Below are 12,326 nucleotides of genomic sequence, written 5' to 3'. Positions count from 1 at the left end.
GCTTACTTCGACTCCTTCGCCAGATATTCTGCCTTCTGCTCTTCCAGCGCCGGCGGCAGTGTTTCAAACATGACGTCGATCAGTTCGCTCACTTTCATCTTCGGCGTTTCGTCCGCTTTCTTGATGGCGTCGGCAACCGCCTGTTTCGCTTCTTCAATGACGGCTTCTTCGTCTTTTTCGCTCCACAGACCTTTGCTTTCCAGGAACTTGCGGAAGCGGATCAGCGGGTCTTTTTGCTCCCACTCGCCTTGCTCTTCCCCGGTGCGGTAACGGGTCGGGTCATCGCCGGCCATGGTGTGCGGACCATAGCGGTAGGTAAGCGCCTCGATCAGAGTAGCGCCCTCACCGTTGATGCCGCGCTGTTTCGCTTCTTGGACAGCGTGGTAAACGGCCAAGACGTCCATGCCGTCTACACGCGCGCTGGCGATACCGGCTGCAACCGCTTTGACCGCGATATTCTCAGCAGCGGTTTGTTTCTCAAACGGAACGGAGATGGCGTAGCCGTTGTTTTGCGAGAAGAAGATCACCGGCAGTTTGTAGACGCCGGCAAAGTTCATGCCTTCGTAGAAGTCGCCCTGAGAGGTGGCACCGTCGCCAAAGTAGGTGATGGCCACGCGCTTTTCGCCGCGCAGCTTGTACCCCATGGCAACGCCGGCAGCTTGGGTACATTGAGCTGCGATGATGATTTGCGGCATCAGCACATTGACGTCTTCGGGGATGCGGCCGCCTTCAATATGCCCGCGGGAGTACAGGAACGCCTTGTACAGCGGGAAGCCGTGCCACACCATTTGCGGGATGTCGCGGTAGCTCGGCAGGATGAAGTCTTCTTTGGACAGGGCCGCTTCCGATCCGATCATGCACGCTTCCTGACCGGCCACAGGGGCGTAGAAGCCGAGACGGCCTTGACGGTTCAGGCTGATGGCACGCTGGTCCCACACACGGGTAAAGACCATTCTGCGCATCAGTTCACGCAGTTCATCATCGGAGAGCTTGGGCATCAGGTCAGGACGAACAACTGTACCGTCTGGAGCAAGGATTTGCAGCGGGGTGTTGTTGCCTGTTTTTTCAACAGCAGTTTTCACACTCATCACTTTCACCTCGTCACTGGTATCGTGGAAACGAGACAGCCCCTCACCGACACCGGCGCAACCAAGCCGCGCTCGTGCAGAAAGGGAAAACTGCCTAAAAAACATTGGGGAAATTTCACCTGTGCTGAAAGTGCTTACAAACACGATCGCACACCCTGTTATATCTCAGTACAATCATCTGTTTAACGTGTTATACTATTGATATTACAGGGTTTATTTCCTTGCTGTTATCATTTACTATAAAATCTGTATCAGTTTTTTTCAAGGCTAAGTTCGGAAATTCCTGCACTTAGGAGGCGGATCGCCATGTCCGACTATGTAAAACGTACAATTGTCAAAGAAGAAGTGCCCAGCCTTCACGTGGACACTCCCCGTTCCGTCAAGGTATACCTTCCGCCCGGATACAACGAACTGCTCTCATATCCAGTCGTCTACTGCCAGGACGGCAACGATTTTTTTACCATGGGCCGGATTGCCACCATCGCCAATCAACTGATCCTGGAAGATGGGGTGGAGCCGTTTCTCATCGTCGGCGTATCCGTGGAACGAAGCAAACGGACGAGTGAATACTCCCCCGTCGGTTCGCGCCATGACGGATACAAACGCTTCTTTACAGACGAACTGCTCCCCTACATCGAGGAGCGTTATCCGGTGCGTCGTGATCCAAAATCCCGCGTCCTGGCGGGCGACTCGCTGGGGGGAACAGTCTCCCTGCACATCGCGCTGGACCGTCCTGATCTGTTTACACGCGTGCTGTCTCTCTCCGGCGCTTTTTTCCAGCCGACTCTGGATCGGATCGCTCAGGAATCCACTCTCTCCTGGCTGGACATCTGGATGGTGGTCGGGCTGGAGGAAACTGCTGTGGAGACACATATCGGCACATTTGATTTTGTGGAGTGGAACCGCGCCGCCCGGCAGTCGCTCATGGAAAAGCATGCTGCCGTGTCGTATCGCGAAAAACCGGGTAACCACGTTTGGGGACTGTGGCAAAAGGAACTGCCGGACGGTCTGCGCCACTTTTTTCCCGCCCTGCCGCTGTAAAAACGGCGTCGCGTTCCCTCAGTACAATCCGTTGATTTCCCGAATATCCGCATACGGGTAGTAGCTGCCATCCGTCAGGTATACACCCTGATGGGTGGCTTTTTCAATTTCACCCGCCACCTGTCTGGCGTCACTCAACACAATGTTGACGATCCTGCTTTCGTCCCGCTGCATCTGACGCTGCACCAACTGGCGCTGTTTGGGGGAAATCATCGTCATCCCTCTTTCTTTTCCCTATTGTTGGCTACCTATAGTATTGCTCGCTTCGGGCGATTTACTCCCCGAAAGCGGACGCCCTCCTCCCGCACATTTCTTGTTGACGGTCAATTTCAACATTGCTATACTTTTTAACGTTCGTTTTACTTTATCCAATTAAATAATTAAACAAGTAAAATGGTAAAACCTTATGCGGAAGCGGGTACGTCACTGTTCTATTGCACACATTCCCGCTTGTCCGGTTTTGTACGGCCGGGACCCCGCCTTTACGGATGGGCTGACATCAAGGTATGACTTCATGACTGTGGAGGGATTCCAATGAGTTCGCAAAAATGGGGCTTCTGGCTGCTGACCGCCTTCGTGGTGGGAAACATGGTCGGTTCCGGCATTTTCATGCTGCCCAACACGTTGGTGCAAGCGTCCAGTCCGCTCGCTGTGCTGTTCGCCTGGCTGCTGACCGGGTTTGGCGTGCTGATGATCGCGCTCGTCTTCGGCAACCTGTCCGTCCGCCGGCCCGATTTGACTGCCGGCCCGCAGAGCTACGCCCGCGCCATGTTTGATAATCCGCGCGCCGGAAAGGTTGCCGGCTTCAGCATGGTTTGGGGGTACTGGGTGGCAAACTGGGCGGGCAATGTCGCTGTCATCACCACGTTTGCCGGGTATCTGTCCGCATTTTTCCCGATTATGCAGGACAAAACCGTCCTGTTCTCGCTCTTTTCCTTTCCGGTGGAAAAAGGAAAGTTCACGACATTTCTCGTCTGCACCGCGCTGTTGTGGGGCTTCCACACCTTGCTGGTGCGAGGGTTGAACGGTGCCGGCAAGCTGAACTTCCTGTCCACCGCCACCAAGGTATTGGGATTCGTGCTGTTTATCGTCGTCTGCCTGTTTGCGTTCAATGCGGCCAACATGGGCGATTTCTATGCCTCGATCACGGATGAAAACGGTGCGGTGTACGATCTGCCCGGTCAGATAAACATGGCGATGGTGGCTACACTGTGGGCCTTCATCGGGATTGAATCGGCCGTGGTCCTCTCCGGTCGGGCCCGTTCCCAACGTGACGTGCGGTCGGCCACGATCGCCGGGCTGCTGATTTCGCTCGTCCTGTACATGGGCATCACCTTCCTGACGATGGGGGTCCTGCCGCTCGAACAACTGCGCGTGTCGGACAAGCCGCTGGTAGACGCCTTGTCCCAAGTCATCGGCAGCACCGGCGGGATCGTCATGGCTGTGCTGGCCATCATTTCGCTGATCGGCAGCACAATCGGTTGGCTCCTGATCGGAGCAGAGCCGCCGTTTCAAGCGGCCCGCGCCGGCATGTTCCCCGCTTCGTTTGCCAAGGTAAACGCCAGCGGGAGTCCGGTTCGCTCGCTGACCGTTACGAATCTCATGTCGCAACTGTTCATTTTTTCGACGATCTCCGGCACGATTGCCGAAGCGTACCACTTTGTCATCACGGTGGCAACACTGGCCATCCTCCTGCCCTATCTGGCTTCTGCCATTTTCCAGCTGAAGCTGGTGGTTGTCGGTCAGACGTATGAACGGCAGCCGGCCGCACGCCTCTTTGATGGTGTGGTGGCTGTGCTGGCTGTGCTGTTCTCGCTCTGGGTCATCAAGACGGGGACAGCCGACATGAAAACGCTGCTGTTTGGACTGGCTCTCTACGCAGTCGGGCTGCTGCTCTATCCGGTGATGACGCCGCGACAGACGACAGTAAACACCCCCTCACCGCAGGCAAGCACCGAACTACAGTGATATATAAAGAAAAAAAGGCATGTCCATCAGGGCATGCCTTTTTATACGATATTAGAAGGAACTGATCTTCCCATCGGTCCCAGGCTGCAAGGCCTGCACATTGATCAAAGGTAGAGACCGAACTACCCAGCTGTTTGCCGCCTGCCCGCGTCGCGTTTTGGAGCGGACACTTTCCGCTTCCTTGCTGGTCGTCAAGAGAGCGGGCGGGCCCCATCACCCATGCGACACAGACTTTGTCTACACACTGAGGAACAAAAAAAGGAACAAAAAAACGCCTCCCGCTTCCGGAAGACGTATGGTGTACGCGTAATGGCGGATGGGGTGGGATTTGAACCCACGAGACGGCTCAACACCGCCTACACGATTTCCAATCGTGCTCCTTCGGCCACTCGGACACCCATCCGTATTCGTGACGAGTGATAGTATACCCTGTTTTTTAAAGCAAATCAAGAGGGCTCGTGGGTTTCAGGCAAAAAAATGTGCAGCACGATGGACCCAGGCTGCACGTTTCCGCCGCTGCTTCGTCAGGGCGATGCGCTTGATCACACGCGTCTTGCTGACGTTTCACACTTTGCGCATTGCACAGCGATTTTTCTGTTGGTAAGATGAAGAAGACACTTTTACAAGTAAGGAGACTGCCCCGCATGAAGGTAAAAATCACCCGCAACGCTGCGAAGCAATTGAAAGCTGTGCTGGATCAAGAAGAAGACAAAGAGCTGAAACTGCGCGTCTACATCACGCATAAGCACGGCGACCACGCCCATTACGGCCTGGCGCTGGACAAGCCCGGTGCCGACGACGAGGTCGTCTCCACCGACAAGGAGATCGACGTGATCGTCAACAAAAACGAGCCGCTGCTGGATGGCGTAAAAATTGACTACCTGTACCTGCCGGAAGAAGGCTACGTTATCACCAATCCGTCCAAAGGCAATCACGGGGATCACTGATTCCAACGAAAAAGCTCTCTGCACGACAATCTGCGCAGAGAGCTCTTTTCTTTGTTTAGCAAAATTGAACAACGCGTTTCTATAATGTAACGGACAACAACTCGTCGGGAACATCGCACAGCAGCGGGCTGATTCGGCCCGCTTCGTGCAGGATCAACAGCCGGTGAACGGGACGGGTCATCGCCACGTACAGCAGTTTGGCGTCCCACTCGCTGTCCGTGTATCGCTCCACATCCAAGAGGATCACTGCGTCAAACTGCAGCCCTTTGGTCAGATACGCCGGCATGACCGTTACACCGCCGGGGTATCGGCTGTCTTTGGAGCCGAGCAGGACCAGTTCGCTGATCGCGCCGCGCAGCGCCTTGTGCGCCTGTTTGCTCTCTTCGGCTGTCTTGGTGACGATGGCGACGGTCTGAAAGCCTTCTTCTTGCAATTCCCGGACAAGCCGTGCCGTTTGTTCCCACTTTTCGGCCGGAGCCGCATACGACAGCATCTTCGGCATTTCTCCGTGCCGCAGCACCGGCCTGGCCATCACCGACTCGGGCAGGCGAATCCTGCGCAGCACCTCGTTGGCACAGCGCATGATCTCAATCGTGGACCGATAGCTTTGCGCCAGCGTGTAATACGCAGCGGGAGGCTGGACAAACACACCGCCTGTCAATTCGTCCCACGTCTGCAGGCCCCGGTAGCCGTGGATGCCCTGTGCGATGTCGCCCACCACGGTCAAGGACTGCCGCTTCGTCACCAGGGCGATCACAGCAATCTCCAAGGCGCTCAGATCCTGCGCCTCGTCCACCACCGTATGGTCGAACTGCCCCGCCTGTTCGAGCCCGTCCACCAGATGGCGCAGGTACAACAGCGGCGCCACGTCTTCCGGCTCGATCCGCTCGTTGGCAAAAAGCGCCTCCGATGATTGACAGACGTCCGCAATGACGCTGTCCTCCACGTCATCCGGCGCCAGGCGTCTGAGCAGCGTCTCATCCGTGATCAGCTTCCGGTACGCCGCGAATACATCCACCTGCGGGAAGGACGACAAGTACTTCTCCAGAATCTGTTCCATCATCCGCTCAAACCTTGTCAAACCCTGTTTGTCCAAATCAATCCGCATCTCGCGCAAATGGGCAAACAGCTGCTTGTTCATCTCCTGCTTCAGATGCTTGCGCAGCGCCTCGAGGCGCTTTCGGTAAGGCAGGTGGCCGAATACGGTGGTAAACAGTTCCCTGATCGTCTCTTTGCTGATGGAAAAGACCTGTTGGGTCCGGCTGTAGACAAAACTCAATGTCTTGAACGGGATCTCCTGCTCGGCCAGATAGCGTAGGTAGTTGTCCAAAGCCGTCTTGCAGGCGAGCGAACCTTTAAACCGCAGGCGGCGCTGCGTTATCTCACGTTCCCTCAGGTCCTGTCCTTCCTCAAAAAACAGGCGCAGCAGCTTCTGCGGGTCGGTGATGCGCCAGCCTTTGGGCAGAAGCGGCTTGGCCAGCTTGGCCGCCCAGTCCAAGAACGTGGCCTGCTGGACGTCATCCACCCCCAGTTCCGGAAGCACGTCCGATATGTAGTTCAGAAACAGGCGGTTCGGCGCAAACACCATGAATTTTTTCGACATCATCGTATCCTGGTAGTTGTAGATCAGGTAGGAGAGGCGGTGCAGCGCGATGGTGGTCTTCCCGCTCCCGGCCACCCCCTGGACGACGATGGGACGGTCTTTGTCCGCCCGAATGATGTCGTTTTGTTCGGACTGGATGGTCGCCACGATGTCCTTCAGCCGACTGTCGTTGGTCTGGTTGAGATTGGCGGCGAGGAACTCATCGATATACCCTTCCTCGAGAAACTCGTCGGGATGGCCGATACCCCGGCGGATCGTCTCCTTGACCGCCCCGTCGTAGATGCCGGTAATCTTTCCCTTCTCAATCGCAAAGTTGCGCTTCAGGCGAACTTCTCCACGGACGATGCCCTTGTCGGTCCGGTAGAAGGCGTCCTTGCTTTCGCCGCTGTAGTACAGGCTGGCAATCGGAGCCCGCCAGTCCACGACCAGCGCATCAAACGTATCGCTGCGGACAATGCCGCGCTTGCCGATATAGACGATGTCCAGTTCGTATGTCTCATCCTTGAGAAAGTCCACCCGGCCGAAGTAAGGTTTGTCCTTCCCCTGGTCTTCCAGATACCGCAGTTCCTTGGCCTTTTTGTACCCGACCACCTGCTTCACGTAGTCGTCGGTCACTTCCCTTACTTCCTCGCGCAGTATCTCGATCTCCCGTTCAATGGCGGACACCGTTTCATCCAGCCGCTTTTGTTCCTGTTCGTAATCGGGATGCCGAATCGTCACGTCCATCCTCCCTTCGCTTCAAACGCGCTGGCGTCAGCCCACATGCCGGCCCAGCCAGACTCCGGCTCCGCAGGCCAACAGCCCAATGCCGACGCTGAGCAGCACGTACGCCAATCCGCGTCCAATGTTCCCGTCGCCAAAAAAGGTGATGACCTCCAGAGAAAAGGTAGAAAAGGTCGTAAAGCCGCCCAACAGCCCGGTGGTAAAAAGCAGGTACAGCTCCGGCGGGAGAAACCCCCGCTCCTTTCCCCAGGCGTACAAAAGACCGATGCAAAACGAGCCGACAACATTGGCTCCCCACGTACCTGCCGGCCAGCCCGGCTGATTCAGCACCAGGCCCAATCCATACCGCACGATTGATCCGACAGCGCCCCCCACTGCCACAACAAGCCACGACATGCGCATTCCTCCCTGTTCGCTCCGTTTCGTCGTAGAAAAAGACATCCAAGCGAAGCGCGTGGATGCCTTTTTGTGCCAGTACACGTTATCTTAATGTTTGGGACCGTTGTCCTCAAGATCTTCCACATAGCGGATCGATTCCAGGTTAGCCCGCAGGGACGCCTTGACAGCGTCGATGTACTTGCGCCGCAGTGCCTGCTGCTCCTGTTTTTCTTCGTCGGTCAGGCCTTGTTCGCGGGATTTCTTGGCCAACTCGTTGATCCGTTTGATTTCCGCGTCGGTTACCACAGCCTCTCCCCCTACTCTCTGTAATGCCGCTCTATTATAACACATCGGCGGCACAACGCAAGCGAAAGGATATACGCTGGCCTGCTCCGCTGTCTTGGCTGCCGTCTACTCTCCGACGGGAACAGCCAGGCGCTGTCCGGGGTATATGTCGGAGTTGTCCAGTCGGTTCATCTTTTTGATCGCGTACACCAGTTCGCGCACCTCCATGTCGGCTTCGTCCTGGTGCTCAACGGCAATTTTCCACAAGCTGTCACCCTTCTGAACGGTCACTACCTTCACAGGCACGATCGACGACGACTCCGATGCGAACACAAGTTCTGTCAGGAAGTAAAAAAAGAGAGAGAATACCACGAAAAAGATCAATGCCCCACCGCGTCTCACACCAGTGCGGCTATGGCGCTCCTGTTTTTTGGTGAAACGGTTGTGTGCGGATACAGCATGCATGATACCATCCCCCTGCAAACATACGTTCTATATTCTTGTTTTCATCATAATGCGAACATGTGTTTTGTGTCAAGCGAAATCGAACTAACGTTTGTCGAACGCAAGATCCCATGGTACAATATAGAAAACATGTTCGAGAAAACAGGGGTGTGGTCCATGTCCAAGCTATCCAGCAGACAACAAGCCATTATCGATTTCATTCGCAAGGAAGTCCGCGACAAGGGATATCCGCCGTCCGTTCGTGAAATTGGCGAGGCCGTCGGGTTGGCCTCCAGCTCCACCGTCCACGGTCACCTGGCCCGTCTGGAAAAGAAAGGATTGATTCGGCGCGACCCCACCAAGCCGCGCGCGATTGAGCTGTTGACCGATGGCGACCGCTATCAGGATGACTATGAAGTATCCGTCGTGCGCGTGCCCGTCATCGGGAAGGTAACGGCCGGGCAGCCCATTACGGCCGTGGAACACGTGGAGGATTACTTCCCCCTGCCGGAACACATTGTCACCTCGGACAAGGTGTACATGCTTCGCGTGTCGGGTGACAGCATGATCGAGGCAGGCATCCTCGACGGCGACTACGTCATCGTGCGCCAGCAAAACGTGGCCAACAACGGCGACATTGTCGTGGCGATGACCGATGAGGACGAAGCCACCGTCAAGCGGTTCTTCAAGGAGAAAAACCACTTCCGCCTGCAGCCGGAGAATTCCACGATGGAGCCGATCATCCTGGACTCGGTCACCATTCTGGGAAAAGTCATCGGAGTGTACCGGTTGATTCACTAGGAAAACGAATAGCCCGTATCTTTCCCGACCATCGTCGAAAGATACGGGCTCGTTTTTTCTATGGCGCTGTCAGACCGGCACGATCCGGTGCAGGAATTGCATCTCGCCCCCTTGGAGCATGATCTACAGGGCGGCGATGAAAAACCAGATGATCATCACGATTTGCAGGACGACCTTGACGACTGCGCTGCCGAGAAATCCGACGAGCGATCCCACCCCCGCCTTAATCGCCCGTTCAAACGGCTGGTTGGATACGAACAGCTCTACCAACACCACAAACAAAAACGGCAGGATCAGCATCCCGAACGGCGGGAACAGGAAAATCCCGAGAAAGATACCGACCGCCGCTGCAATCGACGACCACTTGGAACCGCCGTACCGCTTCACGAAGTACATGTTGGTCAGCAAATCGGCTCCGTACAGCAGCACACTCAGCACCACCATCCCCCACCAGAACGATGCCGGCAGCCCGGCCCCCGGCTCGGCGAGGACAAAGTGGTACAGCAAAAACCCGGCCCAAAGCAAAATCGTATCCGGCAATACCGGAAGAAAAATACCGGCGATGCTTGCGACAAACAACGCCACGATGACAATCCACAGCAGTATTTCCATCGGGCACACTCCTTTCTCTTAGGATATACGGATTACCTCGCCAATCGTTGCATCCTTCTATATATTCTCGTCCACATTTTTGCAGAAGCCAGCCAGGCTGCAAAATTACACGGCCCCATGCGGTTCCATTTCATATTCACATCCGTGCTGGAAAGCAAGCGAATTACTGGTTTATCACTGCCTGGATTCGTTTTTCATATGACTCATCTTGGTCAATATGCACGTATCAGTAAAAATAAACAGATTTTTCTTTTTCCATAAATCATAATAATTGACATATTTTATCATTATGGTTAATGTATTCTTTGGAATACGTCTGTAAGTGTACGGTCGATTAATACTTAGGAGGTACAAAAGTAATATGGAAGACGATGATATAAGATGCGAACATTGCAAGAAACTTTCTTTTTGGTGCGAAATCGAGCATTTGAGACCAAAGAAGTGCTCCATTCTCCGCGATGGAGAAATCTATAACATCTGTGAATATTGTATAGGCGAAATTGAAGTTTTAGGTGAAGGCGCTGAGGAAGTTGAATACTGGAATGAATGGGTGAAAAAGAAACGTTTGGAAAACGAACAATCATAACGCAGCCCCTGCCATGGGGCTGCTCAGACTGAAGACAAACGGTTCATTGAGTTAGCGTCCACAAAAAATGATCTCCAGGCCGAAAGGCCTGCCTATTCATCAACCGAAGCGGAAGACAATGTTCATCGCATGGCGGGATGGGCCAAGCGAGCTCCTTTGACGACCTGCTCAGCTGAAAAACGAAGACGCGGGAATCAACAGGGGACACAAGTCTCACTTCCTCGAAATACCCAGATGTTTGTCCCCTGCCCGCGTCTCGTTTTGGAGCGGACATCATTCGCTTCTGTGCTGGGCGTCAAGCAAGCGAGCGGGCCTGATCTCCCATGTGCCGCGGACTTTGTCTACACGCTGTGCAGCCCCTGCCATGGGGCTGCTGTTTTTTTTGCTCTCTGGAGCCCATACGCCCTCGTCCTCAAAAATAACAAAAAGGAGCAGGGCCATCACTCGGCCCCACTCCCGGAACTTCCCCGCCCCAACAGGCAAAGGGGGTTCGCTGATTAGTAGGTGTTCATGTATTGTTCGCGTTCCCAATCGTGGACGCGGGTACGGAACATATCCCATTCGATTTCTTTTGCCTCGGTGAAGTGTACCAGGGCATGCTCACCCAGCGCTTCGCAGATGACCGGATCGGCCTTCAGGCAGTCGATCGCTTCCTTCAGGGTTGCCGGCAGGCTTTCGATGCCGGCAGCTTCGCGCTCTTCTTCGGTCATCACGTAGATGTTGCGGTCCACCGACGGCGGCAGCTCCAGTTTTTTCTTGATGCCGTCCAGCCCTGCTTTCAGCATGACAGCGAGAGCCAGGTACGGGTTTGCAGCCGGGTCCGGGTTGCGCACTTCAATCCGCGTGCTCAAACCACGGGAAGCCGGGATGCGTACCAGCGGGGAGCGGTTTTTCGCCGACCAGGCCACATAGCACGGCGCTTCATAGCCGGGCACCAGACGCTTGTAAGAGTTTACCAGCGGGTTGGTGATGGCGGCAAATCCGCGTGCATGGTGCAGAATGCCGGCCAGGTAGTGTTTAGCCGTTTGGCTGAGGCCCAGCGGATCAGATTCGTCGTAGAACGCATTTTCTTTGTTGCGGAAGAGAGATTGGTGAGCGTGCATGCCGGAACCGTTCACGCCAAACAGCGGCTTCGGCATGAACGTCGCATGCAGGCCGTGTTGACGGGCAATGGTTTTCACCACCAGTTTGAAGGTGACGATTTGGTCAGCCGCCTGCAGCGCGTCGGCGTATTTAAAGTCAATTTCGTGCTGACCCGGTGCTACTTCGTGGTGGGATGCTTCAATTTCGAAGCCCATTTTTTCCAGGGTAAGCACAATGTCGCGGCGGCAGTTTTCACCAAGGTCGAGCGGCGCGAAGTCAAAATAACCGCCCTGGTCGTTCAGATCGAGTGTCGGTTCCCCTTTCTCGTTAATCTTGAAGAGGAAAAACTCCGGTTCCGAACCGACATTGAAAGCAGTGAAGCCCATCTCTTCTGCTTCCTTCAGCGCACGTTTCAGGATATAGCGCGGGTCCCCTTCAAACGGGGTGCCGTCTGGCATGTAGACGTCACAGATCAAACGGGCCACTTTGCCGTGCTCGGTCCCCCACGGGAAAACCACCCAGGTATCCAGATCCGGCACCAGGTACATGTCGGATTCCTCGATACGCACAAAGCCCTCGATGGACGAACCGTCAAACATCATTTTGTTGTCCAGTGCCTTGGGCAGTTGGGAGAGCGGAATCTCCACGTTTTTGATGACCCCCATCAGGTCGGTAAACTGCAGGCGGATATACCTGACATCCTCCTCTTGGGCCAGACGCATAATGTCTTCCTTGGTGTACTTGCTCACGTTTCTCTCCTCCTATCG

Annotated in this window: 13 protein-coding genes and 1 tRNA gene; 5 read left to right on the top strand and 9 right to left on the bottom strand. The window is 55.1% G+C overall.

From position 1 onward, the window contains the following. Positions 1–2: 2 nt before the first annotated feature. Positions 3–1,088: a pyruvate dehydrogenase (acetyl-transferring) E1 component subunit alpha gene (gene pdhA / locus Q7F15_RS09485; RefSeq protein WP_171566714.1), complete on the bottom strand. Its 1,086-nt coding sequence runs from the start codon at positions 1,086–1,088 to the stop codon at positions 3–5. Between the two features lie 306 nt (positions 1,089–1,394). On the opposite strand from pdhA, the gene Q7F15_RS09480 reads away from it, so the two are divergent. Then, entirely contained in the window at positions 1,395–2,129 is a 735-nt protein-coding gene (locus Q7F15_RS09480; RefSeq protein WP_171566713.1) for an alpha/beta hydrolase, read from the top strand. An 18-nt stretch (positions 2,130–2,147) separates the two neighbouring features. On the opposite strand, the gene Q7F15_RS09475 is transcribed toward Q7F15_RS09480, so the two are convergent. Continuing rightward, complete coding sequence (locus tag Q7F15_RS09475) at positions 2,148–2,342, bottom strand: hypothetical protein (protein ID WP_171566712.1); 195 nt, start codon at positions 2,340–2,342, stop codon at positions 2,148–2,150. Between the two features lie 321 nt (positions 2,343–2,663). Here Q7F15_RS09475 and Q7F15_RS09470 point away from each other — a divergent pair, with 321 nt between their 5' ends. Next, positions 2,664–4,097, top strand: a complete 1,434-nt coding sequence (locus Q7F15_RS09470) for an amino acid permease (RefSeq protein WP_304415470.1) — start codon at positions 2,664–2,666, stop codon at positions 4,095–4,097. 310 nt (positions 4,098–4,407) lie between these two features. On the opposite strand, the gene Q7F15_RS09465 is transcribed toward Q7F15_RS09470, so the two are convergent. Then, a tRNA-Ser gene (locus tag Q7F15_RS09465) sits at positions 4,408–4,500 on the bottom strand. Positions 4,501–4,741: 241 nt separating this feature from the next. On the opposite strand from Q7F15_RS09465, the gene Q7F15_RS09460 reads away from it, so the two are divergent. After that, positions 4,742–5,044 (top strand): HesB/IscA family protein, encoded by a 303-nt coding sequence (locus Q7F15_RS09460; RefSeq protein ID WP_171566710.1) that lies wholly within the window; start codon positions 4,742–4,744, stop codon positions 5,042–5,044. Positions 5,045–5,123: 79 nt separating this feature from the next. Here Q7F15_RS09460 and Q7F15_RS09455 read toward each other — a convergent pair whose 3' ends face one another. The 4 genes from Q7F15_RS09455 to yneA all read right to left on the bottom strand — a co-directional run bounded on the left by Q7F15_RS09455 (position 5,124) and on the right by yneA (position 8,498). Then, positions 5,124–7,367 (bottom strand): HelD family protein, encoded by a 2,244-nt coding sequence (locus tag Q7F15_RS09455; protein ID WP_304415469.1) that lies wholly within the window; start codon positions 7,365–7,367, stop codon positions 5,124–5,126. A gap of 33 nt (positions 7,368–7,400) precedes the next feature. Beyond that, a complete protein-coding gene (gene crcB / locus Q7F15_RS09450; protein WP_304415468.1) occupies positions 7,401–7,766 on the bottom strand; it encodes a fluoride efflux transporter CrcB in 366 nt (121 codons plus the stop codon). A 90-nt stretch (positions 7,767–7,856) separates the two neighbouring features. Continuing rightward, positions 7,857–8,054, bottom strand: coding sequence for a DUF896 domain-containing protein (locus Q7F15_RS09445; RefSeq protein ID WP_230076985.1), 198 nt, complete (start codon positions 8,052–8,054; stop codon positions 7,857–7,859). 105 nt (positions 8,055–8,159) lie between these two features. Next, positions 8,160–8,498: a cell division suppressor protein YneA gene (gene yneA, locus Q7F15_RS09440; RefSeq protein ID WP_171566706.1), complete on the bottom strand. Its 339-nt coding sequence runs from the start codon at positions 8,496–8,498 to the stop codon at positions 8,160–8,162. A gap of 156 nt (positions 8,499–8,654) precedes the next feature. On the opposite strand from yneA, the gene lexA reads away from it, so the two are divergent. Next, positions 8,655–9,278 carry a transcriptional repressor LexA gene (gene lexA / locus Q7F15_RS09435; protein WP_171566705.1) on the top strand — a complete coding sequence of 208 codons (624 nt, stop codon included), beginning with the start codon at positions 8,655–8,657 and terminating at the stop codon, positions 9,276–9,278. Positions 9,279–9,401: 123 nt separating this feature from the next. On the opposite strand, the gene Q7F15_RS09430 is transcribed toward lexA, so the two are convergent. Continuing rightward, complete coding sequence (locus Q7F15_RS09430; protein ID WP_171566704.1) at positions 9,402–9,890, bottom strand: DUF456 domain-containing protein; 489 nt, start codon at positions 9,888–9,890, stop codon at positions 9,402–9,404. A gap of 361 nt (positions 9,891–10,251) precedes the next feature. Between Q7F15_RS09430 and Q7F15_RS09425 the strand changes: the two genes are divergently transcribed. Next, positions 10,252–10,476 carry a hypothetical protein gene (locus Q7F15_RS09425; protein ID WP_304415467.1) on the top strand — a complete coding sequence of 75 codons (225 nt, stop codon included), beginning with the start codon at positions 10,252–10,254 and terminating at the stop codon, positions 10,474–10,476. A 497-nt stretch (positions 10,477–10,973) separates the two neighbouring features. Here Q7F15_RS09425 and glnA read toward each other — a convergent pair whose 3' ends face one another. Further along, complete coding sequence (gene glnA / locus Q7F15_RS09420; RefSeq protein WP_304415466.1) at positions 10,974–12,308, bottom strand: type I glutamate--ammonia ligase; 1,335 nt, start codon at positions 12,306–12,308, stop codon at positions 10,974–10,976. Between the last annotated feature and the right edge of the window lie 18 nt (positions 12,309–12,326).

The organism is Brevibacillus aydinogluensis, assembly GCF_961514395.1.
Lineage (GTDB): Bacteria > Bacillota > Bacilli > Brevibacillales > Brevibacillaceae > Brevibacillus > Brevibacillus aydinogluensis.
Note: the sequence above shows the minus strand (reverse complement) of the source record. Positions and strands in the feature narration are given on the sequence as shown.